Below are 20853 nucleotides of genomic sequence, written 5' to 3'. Positions count from 1 at the left end.
ACGCCGGTGCGCCCACCGACGCGTACAACGCCGCGGTCAGTGGGTCAGCTGCTTCTGCGTCTGGTACAGCCGCGCGTAGAAGCCGCCCTGCGCCAGCAGCACTTCGTGCGTGCCGGATTCGGCGATCGTGCCGCCGTTCATCACCACGATCCGGTCGGCGTTCTCGATCGTCGACAGCCGGTGCGCGATGACGACCGTGGTGCGGCCTTCCATCAGCCGCTCCAGCGCGGCCTGCACCAGGCGCTCCGACTCCGTGTCGAGCGCGCTGGTGGCCTCGTCGAGGATCAGGATGGGCGCATCCTTGTACAGCGCGCGGGCGATCGCCAGCCGCTGGCGCTGCCCGCCGGACAGCCGCAAGCCGTTCTCGCCCACCTCGGTGGCGTAGCCCTGCGGCTGGCGCACGATGAATTCATGGGCATGCGCGGCATGCGCCGCGGCCTCGATCCGGGCCTGGTCCGGCGCCGGGTCGCCGTAGGCGATATTGGCGGCCAGCGTGTCGTTGAACAGCACCACGTCCTGGCTCACCAGCGCGATCTGCGCGCGCAGGTCGGACAGCCGATAATCGCGCACGTCCACGCCGTCGAGCAGGATGCGGCCGCCCGTCACGTCGTAGAAGCGCGGCAGCAGACTGGCCAGCGTGGTCTTGCCGCTGCCGGAGCCGCCGACCAGCGCGACGGTCTCGCCGGCCCGGATGTCGAGCGACACGCCGGCCAGCGCGGGGGCGGCGTCCATATCGCCGGCGCCATAACGGAAACTGACGGACGACAGTTCGATGTGGCCGCTGGCCCGACCGAGCGACCGGGCGCCGTCGTCCATCTCGGCCGGCGCATCGATCAGGCCGAACACCGATTTCGCCGCCGCCAGGCCGCGCTGCAGCGGCTCGTTGATCTTGGTGAGGTTCTTGATCGGCGACTGCATCGCCGTCAGCGCGACGATGAACGCCACGAACGCGCCGGGCGTCAGCGCATCGGCCTGGGCGCGCAGCATCGCGAAATAGATCACCGCGGACAGCGTGGCGCCCAGCAGCATCATGATGACGCCCGAGTTCATCGCCGCCGTGGCCGCGTGCTTCACCGCCAGCTGGCGGTTCAGTTTCACGACGTCGTCGAAGCGGCGCTGCTCGTATTTCTGGCCGCCGAAGATCTTCACCACGCGCTGGCCGCCGATGCTTTCGTCGAGCACGCGGGTCAGCTCGCCCATCGCCTGCTGCCCGCTTTCCGACAGCCGGCGCATCCGCCGGCCCGCGAACGTCACCACGGCCGCCACGAACGGCAGCAGGGCCAGGCAGAACAGGGCCAGTTGCCAGTCCTGCGCGAACAGCGTGACCACGTAGCCGATCACGAGAACGGAATCGCGCACCGCCACGTTCAGTACATTCAGGCCCGCCTGCGACACCTGGTTGGCATCGAAGGTCACGCGCGACAGCGTGGTACCCGTCGACGACTGGTCGAAATAGCCGGTTGGCAGGCGCAGGATGCGCGCGAACATCTTCTCGCGCAGGTCGGCCTGCACCCGGTTGCTGAGCCATGCGGCGCCATAGTCGCCGGCGAAGCTGCTCACCATGCGCAGGAAGACGAGCGCCAGGATGACGGCCGGGATCGCCCACAGCCCGGCCTGCTCCGGAGACACCGGCAGAAGGCGGTCGATCCACGCCCGCACCGCGGCGAGCACGCCGCCGGCGGCCTCGGCGCCGTGCGCGATGCCCTCCGGCCGCAGCGAATCCACCACGTTCTGCAACTGCCCGATCAGCAATACATCGGTCAGCGACGCGATGCCGACGGCCACCAGAGTGGCGACCAGCACGCCGGAATAAGGCTTAAATTGCAGCAGCAGGCGGGAATACAGTTGGCGGCTCGACACGTGGCAGCGGGGAACTAGGAATAAAGGCAGCATTGTACCCGCGATCGATGCCGCCACGAAATGCCGGCAAGAACGGTCCGCGCAGTAACATTATTTATCTTTTATTACGCCGCACAAGCCGATTTACTTGTCAAGAGTACTCTGCCGTTACGTCCCGTGGCGGCGATATGCCGGGCTGCAGGCCGCATGGATACTGGGCTTGCAACGGCGCAAAATCTGTTGCGTTGCATTTTCGATACGGATCAAGAAAACATTTCAATTAGTAAGCGTGGGTAGCGCAACTCGGCAGTTCTTGGTCTTATACTCAAGTTGCAATTTGCAAAACAATTTGCATCTTCTTCCACAAGTCAATGAAAGTGAATCAATGAAAACCTTCCTCACTCTCTTTGCATCAGCGGCGCTGACACTATCGGCTGCCGCGCATGCGGAAACGCCACCGACGAGCCTCACCGAAGGGTTCGACGATGTCGGCACGCTGGGCAATTGGGTATTGGCCAGCGGCAGTGACTCCTGGTTCCAGGGCAACACCGGCATTTTCGATGCCCAGGCGGGCGCGGCATCGTCGTACATCGCCACGAGCTTCGTCAGCGCCGCGGCGGGCGAAGTGGTCGACAGCTGGCTGCTCACGCCGGAAATCACGCTCACCGGCGCGACGCGCCTGACGTTCTACACGCGCGACGGCGCATCGGAAGGTTTCAACGATACATTGCAGGTGCTGTTCAGTGCCGGCAGCGGCACGGGCACCTCGGGCTTCACGACCGCGCTGCTGACGGTGGGCGGCGGCACCGCCTACCCTGACGGCTGGACCCGCTACACGGCCGACATCACCGGCACTGGCACCGGCCGCTTCGGCTTCCATTACACCGGCCCAGTCGGCAACGCGGACTACATCGGCATCGACAGCGTGGCGATCGCCGCCGTGCCCGAACCGTCGACCTGGCTGATGCTCGGCCTGGGCCTGGGCGCCGTGGGCTTTGCCGCGCGCCGCAGCCGCCGTGCCGCAGCCGGCGCCGGCCTGGCACTGGCGGCACTGGGCATGTCGCAAGGCGCGATGGCCCACGATGTCGCGAAGGACCAGGGCCTGGTCGTCGTTCGCGACGCCGAAAGCGGCGCGCTGCGCGCCCCCACCGCCGAGGAATACCGCGCGCTGGTGCCGAGCGCCGCCGCGGCGCATGACCGCAAGTTCGCCCGCGGCATCGTCGCCGCGCCGCAGGTCACCGTGGCAAAGAACGGCACGCGCTCGGCCAGCGTGGCCGACAAGGCCGTGTATTCGGTCGTGACGCGCAACGCCGACGGCTCGCTTGCCGAAGCCTGCGTCACCGGCGAAGACGCCGCCAATGCACTGGTCAACAATACGCGCACCGCGCAAGCCAAGGAACCACGCCATGAAGCGCAATAACATGAAAAAAGTCGCCGCCGCCCTGGCCTTCGCATTCGGCGCCATCGGTGCCGCGCAAGCCGCCACCCAGATCGTGATCGTCAATGGCAATCTTCCCGGCGTGGGCTTCAACGACACCACGCCGGCCGCGCCGGTCGGCGGCAACACCGGCACCACGCTGGGCGAACAGCGCCTGATCGCGTTCACGCACGCCGCCAACCTGTGGGGCGCGAAGCTGCAAAGCTCGGTGCCGATCCGCATCCAGGCCAGCTTCGAGCCGCTGAACTGCACCGCCAACAGCGCCACGCTGGGCTCGGCGGGTGCGCTGGAAGTGTTCTCCGATTTCCCGAACGCGCCGAAAGCCAACACTTGGTACCCGGCCGCGCTCGCCAACAAGCTCTCCGGCGTGGACCAGAACCCGGCCATGGCCGACATCCGCGCCCGCTTCAACTCGCGCCTGGGCCTGGCGGCCGACTGCCTGCCCGGCTCGCCGTTCTACCTGGGCATCGACGGCAACCACGGCACGGCGACCGATTTCGTCACCGTGCTGCTGCACGAAATGGGCCACGGCCTGGGCTTCCAGAGCTTCACCGACGAGGAAACCGGCGAGTACTGGGCCGGCGTGCCGGCCGTGTGGGATCACTTCATGACGGACAACCGCACCAACACGAAGTGGATCGACCTGAGCGAGGAAGAACGCGTGGCGAACGCGGTCAGCGGCGACGGCCTGTCGTGGGACGGCCCGAACGTGAATGCGGCCGTACCGAACGTGCTGGGCCCGCGCGGCCTGGTGGCCTTCAGCGGCCCGGCGGCCGGCACCACGGCCGGTGAGCATGCGTTCGGCGAAGCCAGCTTCGGCCCGCGCATCACCGACGCGAACGTGACCGGCGATATCCTGCCGGTCGTGGAAAACTACGCCACCAACACGGGCCTGGCCTGTACGCCGCTGACGGGCGCCAACGCCATCGCCGTCAAGGGCAATGTCGCGCTGGTCGACCGCGGCACCTGCAACTTCGCCATCAAGGCCGCCAATGTGCAGGCGGCCGGCGCGATCGCGATGATCGTGGCCGACAACGCGCCGGGCGACCCGGCCGGCATGAGCGGCAGCGATCCGGCCGTGAAGATTCCGTCGGTGCGCATTTCGCAGGCGGACGGCGTGGCGCTGAAGGCCGCGCTGAAGGCCCGCAGCCGCACCAAGTCCGGCGTCATCGCCAAGCTGGGTTCCGACCCGTCGCAGCTGGCCGGTACGGACAAGCAGAAGCGGATCCTGATGTACACGCCGACCACGTTCGCGCCGGGCTCTTCGGTGTCGCATTACACCACGGCCGCTTCGCCGAACCAGCTGATGGAACCGTCGATCAACGCCGACCTGACGCAGGAAGTGATTCCGCCGAAGGACCTGTCGTTGCCGCTGCTGAAGGATATCGGCTGGTAATCGTCAGCCGGTTCGCATGACCTTGAGGCCGGGCGCTCGCCCGGCCTTTTTCATGGGGCGCTGTTTTTCTTCCCATGACTGCCGCGGCGTTGGCACAATGGCGGCGGCCGCGAACGTCATCGCGCGGTGGCGATGGCGCGCGATCGGGCCTACTCTGCCTGCGGCAATTTCGCCAGCGCCTGCCGTAGCGGGCCGTTGGCGATCGCCACCTCCGGCGCATCGTGCAGCAGCGCGAGGTAGCGCTTGCGGAAATCGCCGTCGATCGCCGCGCGCGGCCCGATCAGCTGCTCGAACGCGGTGCGGAACTGCGCCGCGTCGGCCGGTTCGATGGCCTCGTCGTCGTCGAGCCTCTCGTCCAGTTCCGCCATCAGGCCCGACAGCTTCAGCAGCCAGGCGAAATGCGGATGGTTGGTCACCAGCTGCAGGTGCTCAAGCACGCCGCCCACGGCGCCGAAGTATTGGGTTTCCACGTCCAGCATGGCCTTGTGCAGGCCCCGGGCATGGCGGGCGAGCTCGCGCAGCACGGCGCGCAGCGATTCGTCGGTCATCGGTCTTTCCATTTCATGTCGGGGTTCAGATCGTGTCGGCGGTACCGCCGTCGACGCGCAGTGCGGCGCCGGTGGTGGCCGAAGCTTGCGGCGAGCAGATGTAGACGACCATGTTCGCCACTTCTTCGGGCAGGGCCACGCGCTGCAGGATCGAACTGGCGCGATGCTCGCGCACGAACGCGTTGGCCTTCTCCAGCGCCGCGGCGGCGCTTTCACCCGGCGCCACCATGTGCTGCACGCCTTCGGACAACGTGGGGCCCGGCAGCACGGAGTTGACGGTGATGCCGGTGCCCGCCAGGCTCTTCGCCAGCCCGCGGGCGACCGCCACGTTCGCCGTCTTGGTCATGCCGTAGTGGATCATGTCGGCCGGGATGTTGATTGCCGATTCGGACGAGATGAACACGATCCGGCCCCAGTTCCTGCGCTGCATGCCCGGCAGCCAGGCGCGGCTGGCACGCACGCCGGACATCACGTTCACCTCGAAGAACCGGGTCCACTCCTCGTCCGGAATCTCGGCGAAGGGCTGGGGGCCAAAGACGCCCAGGTTGTTGACGAGGATGTCGCAGTCCGGCTCGGCCGCCTGCAGCCGGGCAAAGCCGGCCGCGTCGCCCAGGTCGACGGCGTGGCCGCGGGCACGCGCGCCGGGCGCATCGGCACGCAGGCGCGCCAGCGCGGCGTCGACGTCGGCCTGCTGGCGCCCCGTGATGACGACATCCGCCCCCGCGCCGGCCAGGCCGGCGGCGATCGCATAGCCGATGCCGCGGGTCGAGCCGGTTACGATGGCGGTCTTGCCGCTAAGATCGATGTGCATGGTTCCTCCTTGTGAAAAAACCACTATAGCGCGCCCGAAAAGTTCCTGCAGAAAACGCCCTGCTCCTAGTCCGGGGACGGCAGCATGTTGGCGCATGCCCCGCCGCTGCGCCAGCACGCCAGGTTGTCGAAGGTGATGGCCGCGATCTCGCGCAGCGCCTCCACCGTGAAGAATCCCTGGTGCCCCGTGATCAGCACGTTCGGGAACGAAGTGAGCCGGCCGAACACGTCGTCGGCGATGATGTCGGACGAATGGTCGCGGAAGAACAGTGCGCTCTCCTGCTCGTAGACGTCGATCGCCAGCGCGCCCAGCCTGCGCGACTTCAACGCCTCGATGACGGCGGCGGTATCGACCAGCGCGCCGCGCGACGTATTGACCAGCATGGCGCCTGCCTTCATCCGGCCGAGCGTGGCGTGGCTGACCAGGTGGCGCGTGGCTTCGGTGAGCGGGCAATGCAGCGACACGATGTCCGACAGTTCCAGCAGCTCGTCCAGCGGAACCATGCTGCCCAGCGCCTCGAACGCCGGCGACGGATACGGGTCGTATCCCAGCACGCGGCAGCCGAAGCCGCGCAGGATGCGCGCGGTGGCAAGGCCGATCTTGCCGGTGCCCACGATGCCGGCCGTCTTGCCGTGCAGCGTGAAGCCCAGCAGGCCGTCGAGCGCGAAATTGCCTTCCCGCACGCGGTTGAAGGCGCGGTGCGTGTGCCGGTTCAGCGTGAGGATCATCGCCAGCGCATGCTCGGCCACCGCTTCCGGCGAATAGGCCGGCACGCGCGCGGCGAACATGCCGAGGCGCGCCAGCGCAGCCAGGTCCACGTTGTTGAAGCCGGCGCAGCGCAGCAGGATCGCGCGCACGCCGCCGCCGTGCAGCCGTTCGAGCACGGCGGCATCGAGCACGTCGTTGACGAACACGCAGACGGCGCCGCAGCCCTGCGCCAGCACGGCGGTGCCGATGTCCAGCGCGGTGTCGTGGTAGTCGATCGCGATGTCGCCGCGGCCTGGTCCGCCTGCCGCCCGCGCTTCCTCGAAGAACCGGCGGTCGTAGGGCTGGGCGCTGAACATCGCCACGCGGACCGGGTGCGGGTTGGATTGGGGAGCTGTCATCGCACGCCTCCCTATCGTACCGTGGCCTGGTCGGCGGGGTTCCAGTGGAACGTCACCTCGCGCCCGCCCTTGCCTGCGGCCTCGTTTCCTATGACCACGCTGCGGCTCTGCTCCTGGTTCCCGAACGTGGCATTGACCCAGTACATGCCGGCCGGCAGTTTCACCAGCACCTGCGGGCCCACGCCATCGGCTGCCAGCACCCGGTTGCGCTTGCGGTCCGTGATCTCCAGCGCCACGTCAGCCAGGAATTCGCCGCTGTGGCCGCGGGCGAAGGTCAGGTACAGGTTGAATTCCGGGCGCCGCGCCGCCAGCGCCTCCTGCTGTTCCTTGCCCACGCCGCCGCTGACGTAGCTGACACCGCCGCCGCCGGATTTCAGCTCTTCCCGGGCCCAGGCGCCCTGCTGCAGTGCGCAGGCCAGTGCCATCGCCACCATCGTCCTGATCGGCTTCATCGCATCCTCCTCCACGAGTGCGGCGGCCGCCGCGTTGCCGTCAGTATGGTTCAGAAGGCAGCCGGGTGCCAGTGGGCGAAATGTCTACAGTGCGCGCGCGGCGTGCCATGCGGCGAACTGCGCCGGTTCCAGCGCCCGCGCGTACAGCCAGCCCTGTGCCTCGTCGCAGCCGGCGGCGCGTACCAGCGCGGCCGCGGCTTCGGTTTCCACGCCCTCGGCCACCACGCTGTAGCCCAGGTCGTGCGACAGCGAGACCATCGTGCCGACCAGCGCGCGCTTGCGCTCGTCCGTCTCGATGCCGCGCACGAAACTCTGGTCGATCTTCACCACATGGGCGGGAATGCTCTGCAGGTACGACAGGCTGCTGTAGCCGGTGCCGAAATCGTCGATCGCGATCCGCACGCCGACAGCGTGCAATGCGGCAAGCGTGCGATCCGCCGCGCTCTGGTTGCCCATTGCCGCGCTCTCCGTGATTTCCAGCTCGAGCAGCGCCGGCGCCACGCCGTGCGCCTTCAGCCGCGCCTCGATGAGCTGCGCGAAATCGGTTTCCAGCAGGTTCGGCGCGGCCACGTTGACCGACAGCGTGAGCGCGATGCCCATATCCTGCCAGGCGCGCAGCTGGCGCAGCGCGGCATCGACCACCCAGGCGGTGGCGGCACGGGCCATCGAGGTCTGCTCGACGATCGGCATGAATTCGCCCGGCGGCACCCCGCCCAGTTCGGGGTGGCACCAGCGCAGCAGCGCCTCGGCGCCGATGCAGGCGCCGGTCGCCAGGTCGATGCGGGGCTGGTATACGAGCCTCAGCTGGTTGGGCGATTCCAGCGCACTACCGAATTCGGTAAGCAGCGTGAAGCGCCGGCGATAGGCGGCATCCTGCGCCGGGGAATACACCGCCACGCTGGCGCCGGTGGCATAGGCGTCGTGCACCGCGCCCTGCGCGATGCGCAGCACGTCCAGCGCATCGGCCTCGCCGACGGCGAACGGCGCAATGCCGACCGCCGGGGTCGTCACGAAGCGCGAAGTCGACCAGGCATCCCGGCCCTGCAGCCAGCGCTCGAGACGCACGTGGCATTCGTCCAGCGACAGAGCGGGCGCCACGACCACGATGAAGTGGGTGGCGGCCACGTGGTACATCTTGCCGTCGGCGCCGAACTCGGCGCGGAACGAGCGCACGGCCTCGCTTACCAGCCCGTCCACGTACGACGACCCCATCACCCGCGCCGCGTTGGCCAGCTGTTCGGCGCTGGCCAGGTGCACCAGCATCGCCAGCCGCTCCTCGCCGCGCAGACGGTCTTTCTCCAGGTCGCGGAAATCGTCGATGTACTGGTTGCGATTGGGCAGGCCGCTGATCGGATCGATGCGGCCCATCGCATGCTGCAGCTCGATCTGCGCCATCACCATGGCCGCCAGGTCGGTCAGCACGCCGCGTTCAGCTTCCGTGATCTGGCGCGGCGCCGTGCCCAGCACGCACATCGCCCCCAGCGCGTGGCCGTCGCGCGTCGTCAGCGGCGCGCCGGCGTAGAAGCGCACGCCGTTGCGCGCCAGGTGGCTGTCGCGGAACTCGGGGTCCTCGGCCAGGTCGGGAATGACAAGGAACGATGCCGAATCGGCCACCGTGGCGCATGGCGCCCGCAGGCGGGGAATCGACCAGTGCTCCACGCCAACGCGCGATTTGAACCACTGCCGGTCGGTATCGGTCAGCGACACGGCGGCCACGGGCAGGCCGAACATCTGCGCAGCCATGCGCGTGATGCGGTCGAATGCCTCGGAAGGCGGCGTATCGAGCAGGTCGAGTTTGTGCAGGGCGTCCAGGCGCGCGGGTTCGCGCGTTGCTTCGTTATGGCAGATCATCGGTCAAGTCGGAATAGCGCCGGGCGGCGCGTGAAATGGCGATGCGTGGATTGGGCACCGGGAACGACCCTGCAGGCTGATCAAAGCGAAGATGATACAGGGCAACATTAATTGTACTGGTATTTTGCCTGCCGCGCAGGGTCTGCGCTCGCGTGCGCAACACTTTGCTGCGCGCACGCCACAGGTTCAGGTGCCCCCCTGCAGAACACGCCCGCCGGCGGTTGCCGTTCCGGCCACCGTGGCGCGGTGCTCTATTTGACGCGCTGCTTTTCCAGTTTGCGCGCCAGCGTGCGCCGGTGCATGCCGAGGCGGCGCGCCGCTTCCGAGATGTTGAATTCCGTTTCCGCCAGCACCGCGTGGATGTGCTCCCACTCCAGCGTTTTCACCGACGTGGCGCGGCCCGTCAGCTCCACTTCGGCGCTGCCCGCCACGTGGGCGAACGCGGCTTCGATGTCGTCCGTGTTGGACGGCTTGGCGAGATACTGGGCGGCGCCCAGCTTCACCGCTTCCACGGCTGTGTTGATGCTGGCGTAACCGGTCAGCACCACGATCAGCATGTCGGGATCGTGCTGGTGCAGCAGCTGTACGCAGGCCAGGCCCGACGAGTTCCCCTTCAGCTTCAGGTCCACCACGGCATAACCGGGCGTGTGCTCTTCCAGCAGCGCGGCGGCTTCGTCCACGTTGGCCGCATGCAGCACATGGTAGCCGCGCCGCTCGAACGAGCGGCCCAGCGTGCGGGCGAAAGCTTCGTCATCCTCGACGATCAGCAGGCAGCGTTGTTCTTCGGTCATGTCAGTTCGGTTCAGGCTCAATTCAGGCTCGGTTCAGGGCCGGTTCGGGCCCGGTTCGGGGTCGATGTACGCGGGATCGATACCTTCGAGGGCGATGGACGACAGCGGCAGGCGGATCACCACCTCGGCGCCGCCCTCGGCGCGGTTGCGCGCGCCGACGGTGCCGCCCAGCGTGCGCGCCACGTTTACCACGAGGAACAGGCCCAGGCCGCTGCCGGGCCTGCCCTTGGTGGAATTATACGGTTTGCCCAGCTGCGCCAGGATGGCCGGGTCGAAGCCCGGGCCGGTGTCGGTCACGCGCAGGATCAGATGGCCGTCCTCGCGCGTGGCTTCCATCTCCACGCGCACCGGCGAAGCCTCGAGCGCGTTGTCGAGCACATTGCAGATCATCTGCTTGAGCGTTTCGTCGAACACCACCGGCAGATCCTCGCCGAACCGGTTGAAGTAGAAGAAATGCTGCACCGGGCGGCTGCTGCGCCATTCCTGCGCCAGCTCGTCGAGGAAGGTCGCCAGCGTGGTCTTGATCGACGACTCGCCGCGCGTTTCGCCGGCCGAGAGCAGGATGCCGGAAACGATCGCCTTGCAGCGCTTGAGCTGCGCCTGCATCTCGCCGATCTCCTCGAGCAGTTCGGGATTGCGCGCGAATTCCGGCATGCGCTTCCAGTCGCCGAGGATGACCGACAGCGTGGCCAGCGGCGTGCCCAGTTCGTGCGCCGCGCCGCTCGCCAGGAGGCCCATGCGCACCACGTGCTCTTCCTCGGCCGCGCGCTGGCGCAGGTTGGCCAGCTGGGCATCGCCGGCGCGCAGGTTGGCCGTGATGCGGGTGATGAAGAACACCAGCAGCGCCGCGTTAAGCATGAAGCAGATCAGCATGCCCTGCACGTACAGCGACAGCACGCCGCCCTCGTGCTCCACGTCGAGCGGCAGCGGCAGGTGATTGCGCGACAGGCCGGCCAGGCAGGCGGCCGTGATCAGCACGAAGGTCCATGCATAGGCGGGCGCGAGCAGCACGGCGGACAGGATCACCTGCAGCAGGTAAAGGAACGCGAAGGGATTGGTGGCGCCGCCGGAGAGGTACAGCTGCGACGTGAGGATCGCCACATCCACCAGCAGCGCCATGAACAGCTCGGTGTTGCGCACGTAACGCACCTCGTGCCAGCGCAGGTGGCTGGCCACGTTGAACGCGATCAGGCAGGCCAGCACCTGCAGCATCGGCACCAGCGGCAGGCGGATGTCGTACAGGTAGATGGCGGCGACGATCGTGGCGGCCTGCCCGATCACGGCGATCCAGCGCAGCTGGATCAGCTGCATCATGTTCTTGTGGCCGGCCGTGAATTCCACGCCGGCCGCGGCCACCTGCGCGCGGCGGCCGTCCGGCCGGCGCCGCTCGCCGCCCTGCCGCTGTTCAGTCTGCTGTGTCATCCGTCGCCCTCGTCCTGCGCCGCCGGTCGTAGCGCAACACGAGATAATAGCCGCCCGCGACCATCGCGGCCAGCCCGAACCACGTCAGCGCGTAGACGAGGTGGTTGTTCGGGAACGAAATCACGGTCAGGCCGCCGGTCGGCTTCTCGTCCGCACTGCGGGGGTATTCCTGGCCGGCGGGCGCATCGACGAAGAACGGGGCCGCCTTCGGCATGCCGCGCCTGACCGCCATCGGAACGATGTCGCGGGTGTACCAGCGGTCCCCGGCCGGGTCGTTCTCGCGCAGGATGCGGCCCTTCGGTTCGGGCAGGCGCAGCAGGCCTGCGATCGTGACCGGCGCGCCGCCCGCCGTGGCGCACGGGTTGCCGCCCGCAACCGGCGGCGGCGGCAGCTTCAGGTCGCCCGGCTGCATCGGCACGAAGCCGCGGTTGACGAACACGATGCCGTCGTCGGTGCACATCGGCGTCATCAGCCAGAAACCGATGCCGAGCGCGGTGGTGGTCTGCACGCGGGTGGTGTAATCGTAAAGCAGGCTGCCGCGGATGCGCACGCGCAGGTACTCGTGCGTGTCGACGGCGACCCGCGGCCAGTCGGCAGCACGCGGCACGGCGACCGGTTCGGCGTGGACGCGCGCGTCCACGCGGGCGATCAGGTCCTGCTTCCACAGCAGGCGCTTGACCTGCCAGCAGCCGAGAAAAGCAAAGGCGCAAAAGAAAAACGCCGCAGCGGCGGCGAGGGCGATGCGCGCCCCCCTCGAAGGGAGGCGCCCTGCCCGCGCTTCACGCTGCGGCGTCGGATTTGCGCCACCGGGTGGCGCGTCGTTCATGGCATGTCGTGCGCCTGCTGCGGCGACATGATATGCGGCATGTTCGGCATCATGTTCTTGTTCATGTGGTACATGACCCACAGCGAACCGGCCAGCGTGATGACGATGACGATGACGGTGAAGATCAGTGCCAGCATGTTCCAGCCGCCTTCCGACTTCGCGTTCATGTGCAGGAAGTACACCATGTGCACCACCATCTGAACGGCGGCAAAGCCGATGATCACGAGACCGAGCGTGGACGAATCCTTGATCACGTCGTTCATCACGAGCCAGAACGGGATCGCGGTCAGGATCACGGACAGCACGAAGCCGATCACGTAATCCTTCATCGAACCGTGCACGGCGGAACCGTCGTGGTGGTCGTCGTGGCCATGACTGTCGTTATCGTGCCCCTTATGACCGTGGCCGTGGCCGTGGTTATGGTTGTTGCCGCTCATGGCAGGACTCCCATCAGGTAGACAAAGGTGAAGACGCCGATCCAGATCACGTCCAGGAAGTGCCAGAACAGCGACAGGCAGTTCAGGCGGCGCATGTTTTCCGGGATCAGGCCGTGCTTGCTGATCTGCACCATCAGCGTGACCAGCCAGATTGCGCCGAACGTCACGTGCAGGCCGTGGGTACCGACCAGCGCGAAGAACGCCGTCAGGAAGCCGCTGCGCTGCGGGCCCGCGCCCAGGTGGATCAGGTGGTGGAATTCATAGATTTCCACGCCCAGGAAGCACAGGCCGAACACGCCGGTGACCGCCAGCCACAGCAGCGTGCCGGACTTGTTCTTCACCTTGGCCTGCAGCATCGCAAAGCCATACGTGATCGACGAGAACAGCAGGAACGCCGTGTTCAGGGCGATCAGCTTCAGGTCGAACAGTTCGGCGCCGCTCGGTCCGCCGGCGTAGTTGCGACCCAATACGGCATAGGTCGCGAACAGGCAGGCGAAAATCAGGCAGTCGCTCATCAGGTAGATCCAGAAACCCAGCATGGTGCCGTGTTCCGGATGGTGCTCGCGCACCAGGTAGCGCGAGCTCGGGTCGGCGCTGGCCGCGCCGGCGGAGGTTACGTAGGTATCAGACATGGCTTCCCAGCAAAGCGGTATGGCGCTCTTCGGCACGGGTGACTTCCTCGGCCGAAATGTAGTAATCGCGCTTGTAGTTGAACGTGTGGACGATGATCGCGACCAGCATGGCGACGAACGCCAGGCCGCACACCAGCCACATGTGCCAGATGATCGCGAAGCCGACCAGCGCCGACAGCGCGGCGATGATGAAGCCCGCGCCCGTGTTGGCCGGCATGTGGATCGCCACGAAGTCCTTCAGCGGACGCTTGTAGCCGTTCTTCTTCATGTCGGCCCACGAATCGTTGTCATGCACGACCGGGGTGAACGCGAAGTTGTAGTCCGGCGGCGGCGACGACGTCGCCCATTCCAGCGTACGGCCGCCCCACGGGTCGCCCGTCACGTCGCGCAGCTGCTTGCGGCGCAGGAACGATACGAAGAACTGCATCAGCATCGCGCCGATACCGCCGGCGATCATGACCACGCCGAGGAACGCGACCACGAAGTACGGCTGCATGGCCGGATCCTCGATCACGTTCAGGCGGCGCGTCACGCCCATGAAGCCCAGTGCGTACACCGGCATCCACGCGACATAGAAACCGACCACCCACAGCCAGAACGATACCTTGCCCCAGAATGCGTCGAGCTTGTAGCCGAACGCTTTCGGGAACCAGTAGTTGATACCCGCGAACAGGCCGAACAGCACGCCGCCGATGATCACGTTGTGGAAGTGGGCGATCAGGAACAGCGAGTTGTGCAGCACGAAGTCGGCCGGCGGGATCGCCAGCATCACGCCGGTCATGCCGCCGATCGTGAACGTCACCATGAAGGCGATGGTCCACATCATCGGCAGTTCGAAGCGGATACGGCCGCGGTACATCGTGAACAGCCAGTTGAACAGCTTGGCGCCGGTCGGGATCGAGATGATCATCGTGGTGATGCCGAAGAACGCGTTCACCGATGCGCCGGAGCCCATCGTGAAGAAGTGGTGCAGCCAGACCAGGTACGACAGGATCATGATCACGCACGTCGCATACACCATCGAGGTGTAGCCGAACAGGCGCTTCGAGCAGAACGTGGACACCACTTCGGAGAAGATGCCGAAGCATGGCAGGATCAGGATGTACACCTCGGGGTGGCCCCAGATCCAGATCAGGTTCACGTACATCATGGCGTTGCCGCCCATTTCGTTCGTGAAGAAGTGCGTGCCCAGCAGGCGGTCCATGCCCAGCATCGCCAGCACGGCGGTCAGCACCGGGAAGGCGGCCACGATCAGGATGTTGGTGCACAGCGCGGTCCAGGTGAACACCGGCATCTTCATCAGGTCCATGCCGGGGGCACGCATCTTGACGATCGTGACGATCAGGTTCACGCCGGACAGCAATGTGCCGACCCCGGCGATCTGCAATGACCAGATGTAGTAGTCGACCCCCACGTCGGGCGAGGCCAGGATGCCGGACAGCGGCGGATAGGCCAGCCAGCCGGTACGGGCGAATTCGCCGACGAACAGCGACGCCATCACCAGGGCGGCGCCCATGGCGGTCATCCAGAACGAGAAGTTGTTCAGGAACGGGAACGCCACGTCGCGCGCGCCGATCTGCAGCGGCACCACGTAGTTCATGAAGCCCGTCACCAGCGGCATCGCCACGAAGAAGATCATGATCACGCCGTGGGCGGTGAAGACCTGGTCGTAGTGGTGCGGCGGCAGGAAGCCGGCATTGTCGCCGAAGGCGATGGCCTGCTGCGCCCGCATCATCAGCGCGTCGGCGAAGCCGCGCAGCAGCATGATCAGGCCCAGGATCATGTACATGATCCCGATGCGCTTGTGGTCGATACTGGTGAACCAGTTCCGCCACAGGTTGCCCCAGACGCGGAAGTACGTCATCGCGCCCAGCAGGGCGCCGCCACCCAGGACGACGGCGGCGAAGGTGACGAGCAGGATCGGCTCATGGAGCGGAATCGCCTCCAAGCTCAGCCTGCCAAAGATCACATTGGATTCAGTTGGATACGCTTGCATTGTTGCTCTTCATGGAAAGTTTGGTCTTGTCCGCGGGCGTCGTGCAGATTTCCGCGTCGGCTCGCGCCAGACGCGCGACCTCGTTGGCACCCTGCCGGCGCGCTTCCTTGTGGGCCGCGTGCTTGGCGTTGCGGTTGGCATCTTCATGCATCTGCTGCGCCATGCATGGCTTGCCCTCTTCGACGCACAGGTTCAGGATGGCGTTGTACAGCGTGCCATCGACCTGTGCCCAGCGACGCACTGGATCTTTTTCGCTCGGCTTGGCCAGCTGCATGTAGTCCGCGCGCTGCAGCGCGCCGCCCTCGGCCTTCACCTTCGCCACGTAGGCGTTGAAGTCGGCGTCCTTCATGGCGTGGTACTTGAAGCGCATGTGCGTGAAACCGGCGCCGCTGTAGTTCGACGAGAAGCCGTCGTACGTGCCCACCTTGTTCATCACGGCGTTCAGCTGCGTTTCCATCGCCGGCATCGCGTAGATCATGCCGGCCATCGCCGGGATGTAGAACGCGTTCATGACGGAGGAAGCAGTGATGCGGAACCTGACCGGGCGGTCGATCGGGGTGGCCAGTTCGTTCACGGTGGCGATGCCCTGCTCCGGGTAGATGAACAGCCACTTCCAGTCGAGGGCCACGACCTGCACTTCCAGCGGACGCACGTCGGCGGCCAGCGGCCGTTGATGGTCGATGCGCTGCAGCGGACGGTAAGGGTCCAGCAGGTGGGTGCTGATCCAGGTGATCAGGCCCAGCACGATGATCAGCAGCAGGGGCACGCCCCAGATCACGAGCTCCAGCTTGGTGGAGTGATCCCAATCAGGATCGTAGGGGGCGGACGTGTTGCTTTGACGATAACGCCAGGCAAACCAGAGCGTCAAGGCTATGACGGGAACGACGATCAGGCACATCAGGAGGAACGATACGACCACCAGATGAGCTTGCTGCGCCGCGATATCACCGGACGGATTCAACACCACCGTATTGCAGCCGGTGAGCCACAACAGGGGGAGAAGACCCAGTCCACTGCGAACAATGGATGATTTCATTAAGTTATGTGCGCTACAGAGGATTGAGAACATGCTACTGTACCGTCACAGGCATGCGAAATGGAATTGGACACTTTGTCTCACCCCGCTGGCAGGTTCTGGTTGCCGTACCGGCATGCTGCCGCATTGCGTTCGATGCCGTTGCAGCTCATGCGATTGCATTTTATGTAAGACGGCGCACAGTCGAGGCGGTTACTGCCGAGGTAAGGTTTCATCGTATCTGATCCCGTTTGCAAAGAACTTGTGAACACATCCATGAGAGACGAATATGGCAACGACTACCTATGACGGAAGTAACATCCCGGCGGATTATCAGCCAAGTCCCACCAGCAGCGGCGCACGCAACATTAATGCTCGCGATGGAGAAATCCACCCTGGCGATATCGCCGTCGGCGTGGTGATTGGCCGCGCATCCGAATATTTCGACTTCTTCGTCTATGCGATCGCCTCGGTGCTCGTGTTCCCCTCGCTGTTCTTCCCGTTCGACGACCGGCTGACGGCGACCCTGTACTCCTTCGTCATCTTCTCGTTCGCGTTCATCGCCCGGCCGTTCGGCACGATCTTCTTCATGTGGCTGCAGCGGCGCTTCTCGCGCGAAGGCAAGCTCACGGCCGCCCTCTTCCTGCTCGGCATCTCCACGGTGGGCATCGCGTTCCTGCCGTCCTATGCCAACGCCGGCACGACCGCGATCGTGTTGCTGTCGCTGCTGCGCATCGGCCAGGGCGTCGCCCAGGGCGGCTCGTGGGACGGCCTGCCGTCGCTGCTGGCGCTGAACGCCCCCGAAGGCAAGCGCGGCTGGTATGCAATGCTGGGCCAGCTCGGCGCGCCGACCGGCTTCCTGATCGCCGCGGGCGTGTTCGCCTACCTGGTGGGCAACCTGTCCACGCTCGACTTCCTCGACTGGGGCTGGCGCTTCCCGTTCTTCGTGGCCTTCGCCATCAACGTGGTCGCGCTGTTCGCCCGGCTGCGCCTGGTGTCCACGCCGGAATATACCCGCCTGCTCGAAGAACGCGAGCTGGAACCGGTCAGCCTGTCCGAGCTGTCCCATACCCAGGGCCGCAATGTGCTGATCGGCGCCCTGGCCGCGCTGGCCAGCTACGCGCTGTTCCACCTGGTGACCGTATTCCCGCTGTCGTGGGTGCAGCTGTACACCACCCGCGCCATCGACGATTTCCTGTGGCTGCAGATGTTGGGCGCCTTCATTGCGCTGATCGGCACCTTCGCTTCCGGCCTCATCGCCGACCGCTTCGGCCGCCGCACCACGCTGGGCACGCTGGCCGCGCTGATCGCCGTGTTCTCGGGCTTCGTGCCCACGCTGATCCAGGGTGGCGAATCGGGCCAGAACATCTTCATCCTCGTCGGCTTCGCCCTGCTGGGCCTGTCGTACGGCCAGGCCGCCGGCGCCGTCACGTCGAACTTCGCACCGCGCCACCGCTACACCGGCGCCGCGCTGACGTCCGACCTGGCATGGCTGGTGGGCGCCGGCTTCGCACCGCTGGTGGCGCTGGGCCTGTCGGCCAACTTCGGCCTGGGCTACGTGAGCCTGTACCTGCTGTCCGGTGCCGTCGCTTCGCTGGCCGCGCTGTCGGTGAACCGGAAGCTGGAGATCCGGGACTGACCTGGTCGAATGACTGAATAAAGACGGCGGACTTTAGGTCCGCCGTTTTTGTTTTCGGATTCCGCGGTTGTAATGGCCGCAGATGCCGGAATGACACACCGGATGCGATGCTCGATACCGGCAGCAAGCTGAAGCGTTGCTTGCATAAAATGCATCGCCCGTCATCGACAACGCCATCCCTTACCGGTCCGCATACAGCAACTCCCCCGCCGCCTCCCCCGTCACCGGCCGGCTGCACAGGAACCCCTGGATCTCGTCGCATCCTTCCTGTGTCAGGTACCCCAGCTGGTCGTTCGTCTCGACCCCCTCGGCGATGATCCGGCATCCCAGGCTGTGCCCCAGCGTGATCATCGACCGCACGATGGCCGATCCGGGCGCGTCGTGCAGCATGTCGCGCACGAAGCTGCGGTCGATCTTCAGATAGTCGAGCGGGAAGCGGCGCAGGTACGACAGGCTCGAATAGCCGGTGCCGAAATCGTCGATCGACAGCCGCACACCGCCCGCCTTCAGGTGCAGCATCGCGGCGATCACCCCTTCCACGTTCTGCATCATCAGCGACTCGGTCAGTTCCAGCTCCAGGTAGCCCGCTTCCAGGCCGCTGGCCTCCAGCGCGCCGCGCACCTCCTGCACGAAGCCGGCCTGCCGGAACTGACGGGCCGACACGTTCACGGCCACCGGCACACGGGGCAGCCCGGCATCCTGCCAGGCCTTGGCCTGCCGGCATGCTTCGTACAGCACCCACTCGCCGATCTCGACGATGCGCCCGGTTTCCTCGGCCACGCCGATGAAGCGGTCCGGCTGCACCAGGCCCAGCTCCGGCTGCTGCCAGCGTAGCAGCGCTTCCAGGCCGGCCACCCGGCCGGTGGCGCAATCGATGCGCGGCTGGAAGTGCAGCACGAATTCGTGCCGTACCAGCGCATTGCGCAGGTGGCCTTCGATCAGCGTGCGCTCGGTGACGCGGGCGTTCATCTCGCTGGTATAGAACTGCAGCTGGTTGCGGCCGCCGTCCTTGGCGCGGTAGAGCGCGATGTCGGCATGCTTGAACAGCGATGCGGCGGTATCGCCGTCGCGGGGATAGACCGACACGCCCATGCTGCAGGTCAGCGCCAGGTCGTGGGCGCCCAGCCGCATCGGGGCGCTCACCGCGTCGAGCACGGCCTGCACCGTGCGCGGCGACAGCGTGCCGTCGTTCTGGCCAGGCTGGTCGGGCAGCAGCAGGATGAATTCGTCGCCGCCCAGCCGGGCCACCGTGTCGGAATCGCGCAGCGCCGCGCGCAGGCGGCCGGACACCGTCTGCAGCAGGTTGTCGCCCACGGCATGGCCCAGCGTATCGTTGATCAGCTTGAAGTTGTCCAGGTCCAGCACCACCACCCACATCTGGTGGCCGTAGCGCGCCGCGTAGGCGATCGCCTGCTCCAGGCGGTCCTGGAACAGGTTCCGGTTCGGCAGGCCGGTCAGCGCATCGTGCGTGGACTGGTGCTCCAGCTCCTGCTGGTAGCGCTTCGCGGCCGTGATGTCGTTGATGACGCCGACCCAGTGCGTGGTGGCGCCGCCCGCGTCGAGCACCGGCGCCACGTGCAGCTGGTTCCAGAACAGCGTGCCATCCTTGCGGTAATTGCGCAGCTCCACCGTCACTTCGCGCTCCGTGCGCAGCGCCTCGCGCAGCGCCAGCATGCCTTCCTGCTCGCGGTCGTCGCCCTGCAGGAAGCGGCAATCGGTGCCGATCACCTCGGCCAGCTCGTAGCCCGAGATGCGGGCGAACGCGGGATTGGCGTATTCGATCACGTCGTCGTCGCCGGCGCGCCGGGTGATCAGGATCGCGTTGACGCTGGCATCGAGCGCACGGCTTTGCAGCCGCAGCGTTTCGCCGGCCGCGCGGCTGGCGGTAATGTCCTCGACCATGCCGAGCAGGCCGACGATCTCGCCATGCCGGCCGTGCAGCGGCAGCTTGTTGACGAGGTGCCGGCGCGGGCGGCCGTCGGGCGCGGTGAGCGTCTGCTCGCGCCCGCGCACGGGCCGGCCGTATTCGATCACGGCGCGGTCTTCCGCCTCTTCCGCCTCGTGCTCCGCGGCGCCGTGCTGCCATGGCAGGTCATGGTCGCGCTTGCCCACCACGCTGGCGGGATCGTCCAGGCCAGAGGCCAGCGCGAACAGGCGGTTGCAGCCCACGTAGCGCAGGTCGAGATTCTTCCAGAAGACCTGCAGCGGCATCGTGTCGATCAGCCGGCGGTACAACTGTTCGGATTTGTACAGCGCCCGCTCGGCGGCCACCTGCTGCGTCACGTCGAGCGCGAACACCAGGCGGGCACGGCGCCCTTCGTGGATCAGCGCGTGCGACGAGATGCGCACGCTGATCGGCCGGCCGTCGCGCTTCAGGTGCGTCCACACGCCGGACGACTGCGGCCCCGCGTGCGGCGCGGCTGCCATGTCCGCCGTCAGGCGGGCCTGTTCGGACGGCGGACGGATATCGCGGATCGTCATGTGCAGGAACTCGGCTTCCGAATACCCGTAATGACGGCAGGCCGCCAAGTTGACGCGCAGGAAGCGCAGGCTCACCAAGTCGTAGATCCACATTGGCTGCGGATGGTCCTGGAACAGGTCGTCGAAGCGCGTCAGCGGGCGCCTGCTGCGCCATCCTCGCCCCTGCATGGGCA

General features: G+C 66.5%; 17 protein-coding genes. 3 read left to right on the top strand and 14 right to left on the bottom strand.

What is annotated here, in order from left to right; genetic code table 11:
- Positions 1-36 precede the first annotated feature (36 nt).
- A complete protein-coding gene (msbA, locus tag GJV26_RS27435) occupies positions 37-1860 on the bottom strand; it encodes a lipid A export permease/ATP-binding protein MsbA (protein ID WP_189442163.1) in 1824 nt (607 codons plus the stop codon).
- A gap of 364 nt (positions 1861-2224) precedes the next feature.
- On the opposite strand from msbA, the gene GJV26_RS27430 reads away from it, so the two are divergent.
- A complete protein-coding gene (locus GJV26_RS27430; RefSeq protein ID WP_155711758.1) occupies positions 2225-3259 on the top strand; it encodes a choice-of-anchor J family PEP-CTERM protein in 1035 nt (344 codons plus the stop codon).
- On the top strand, positions 3246-4673 hold the full coding sequence (locus GJV26_RS27425) for a PA domain-containing protein (protein ID WP_155711757.1): 1428 nt from the start codon (positions 3246-3248) through the stop codon (positions 4671-4673). Before GJV26_RS27430 ends, GJV26_RS27425 begins: the two co-directional genes overlap by 14 nt.
- A gap of 149 nt (positions 4674-4822) precedes the next feature.
- On the opposite strand, the gene GJV26_RS27420 is transcribed toward GJV26_RS27425, so the two are convergent.
- From GJV26_RS27420 to cyoA, 12 genes are all read right to left on the bottom strand, one after another.
- On the bottom strand, positions 4823-5221 hold the full coding sequence (locus tag GJV26_RS27420) for a hypothetical protein (RefSeq protein WP_155711756.1): 399 nt from the start codon (positions 5219-5221) through the stop codon (positions 4823-4825).
- 25 nt (positions 5222-5246) lie between these two features.
- The gene (locus tag GJV26_RS27415) at positions 5247-6032 is read right to left on the bottom strand and encodes an SDR family NAD(P)-dependent oxidoreductase (protein WP_155711755.1); all 786 of its coding nucleotides are present in this window, start codon (positions 6030-6032) and stop codon (positions 5247-5249) included.
- A gap of 65 nt (positions 6033-6097) precedes the next feature.
- The gene (locus tag GJV26_RS27410; protein WP_155711754.1) at positions 6098-7138 is read right to left on the bottom strand and encodes a 2-hydroxyacid dehydrogenase; all 1041 of its coding nucleotides are present in this window, start codon (positions 7136-7138) and stop codon (positions 6098-6100) included.
- Positions 7139-7149: 11 nt separating this feature from the next.
- Positions 7150-7590 carry a carboxypeptidase regulatory-like domain-containing protein gene (locus GJV26_RS27405; RefSeq protein WP_155711753.1) on the bottom strand — a complete coding sequence of 147 codons (441 nt, stop codon included), beginning with the start codon at positions 7588-7590 and terminating at the stop codon, positions 7150-7152.
- A gap of 84 nt (positions 7591-7674) precedes the next feature.
- On the bottom strand, positions 7675-9441 hold the full coding sequence (locus tag GJV26_RS27400) for a putative bifunctional diguanylate cyclase/phosphodiesterase (protein WP_155711752.1): 1767 nt from the start codon (positions 9439-9441) through the stop codon (positions 7675-7677).
- Positions 9442-9692: 251 nt separating this feature from the next.
- Complete coding sequence (locus tag GJV26_RS27395) at positions 9693-10232, bottom strand: response regulator transcription factor (RefSeq protein ID WP_155711751.1); 540 nt, start codon at positions 10230-10232, stop codon at positions 9693-9695.
- Positions 10233-10265: 33 nt separating this feature from the next.
- The gene (locus GJV26_RS27390; RefSeq protein ID WP_155711750.1) at positions 10266-11654 is read right to left on the bottom strand and encodes an ATP-binding protein; all 1389 of its coding nucleotides are present in this window, start codon (positions 11652-11654) and stop codon (positions 10266-10268) included.
- Positions 11638-12480, bottom strand: coding sequence for an SURF1 family protein (locus GJV26_RS27385; RefSeq protein WP_155711749.1), 843 nt, complete (start codon positions 12478-12480; stop codon positions 11638-11640). Before GJV26_RS27385 ends, GJV26_RS27390 begins: the two co-directional genes overlap by 17 nt.
- A complete protein-coding gene (gene cyoD / locus GJV26_RS27380) occupies positions 12477-12917 on the bottom strand; it encodes a cytochrome o ubiquinol oxidase subunit IV (RefSeq protein WP_155711748.1) in 441 nt (146 codons plus the stop codon). The genes GJV26_RS27385 and cyoD overlap by 4 nt, the downstream gene beginning before the upstream one ends.
- A complete protein-coding gene (gene cyoC, locus GJV26_RS27375; RefSeq protein WP_155711747.1) occupies positions 12914-13549 on the bottom strand; it encodes a cytochrome o ubiquinol oxidase subunit III in 636 nt (211 codons plus the stop codon). Before cyoC ends, cyoD begins: the two co-directional genes overlap by 4 nt.
- Positions 13542-15545: a cytochrome o ubiquinol oxidase subunit I gene (gene cyoB / locus GJV26_RS27370; protein WP_155711746.1), complete on the bottom strand. Its 2004-nt coding sequence runs from the start codon at positions 15543-15545 to the stop codon at positions 13542-13544. The genes cyoC and cyoB overlap by 8 nt, the downstream gene beginning before the upstream one ends.
- The gene (gene cyoA / locus GJV26_RS27365) at positions 15526-16581 is read right to left on the bottom strand and encodes a ubiquinol oxidase subunit II (protein ID WP_155711745.1); all 1056 of its coding nucleotides are present in this window, start codon (positions 16579-16581) and stop codon (positions 15526-15528) included. Before cyoA ends, cyoB begins: the two co-directional genes overlap by 20 nt.
- Before the next feature lie 268 nt (positions 16582-16849).
- Between cyoA and GJV26_RS27360 the strand changes: the two genes are divergently transcribed.
- Positions 16850-18199, top strand: a complete 1350-nt coding sequence (locus GJV26_RS27360) for an MFS transporter (RefSeq protein ID WP_155711744.1) — start codon at positions 16850-16852, stop codon at positions 18197-18199.
- Between the two features lie 180 nt (positions 18200-18379).
- On the opposite strand, the gene GJV26_RS27355 is transcribed toward GJV26_RS27360, so the two are convergent.
- Positions 18380-20848, bottom strand: a complete 2469-nt coding sequence (locus GJV26_RS27355) for a sensor domain-containing protein (protein ID WP_173346294.1) — start codon at positions 20846-20848, stop codon at positions 18380-18382.
- Positions 20849-20853: the final 5 nt, after the last annotated feature.

The organism is Pseudoduganella dura, assembly GCF_009727155.1.
Lineage (GTDB): Bacteria > Pseudomonadota > Gammaproteobacteria > Burkholderiales > Burkholderiaceae_D > Rugamonas > Rugamonas dura.
Note: the sequence above shows the minus strand (reverse complement) of the source record. Positions and strands in the feature narration are given on the sequence as shown.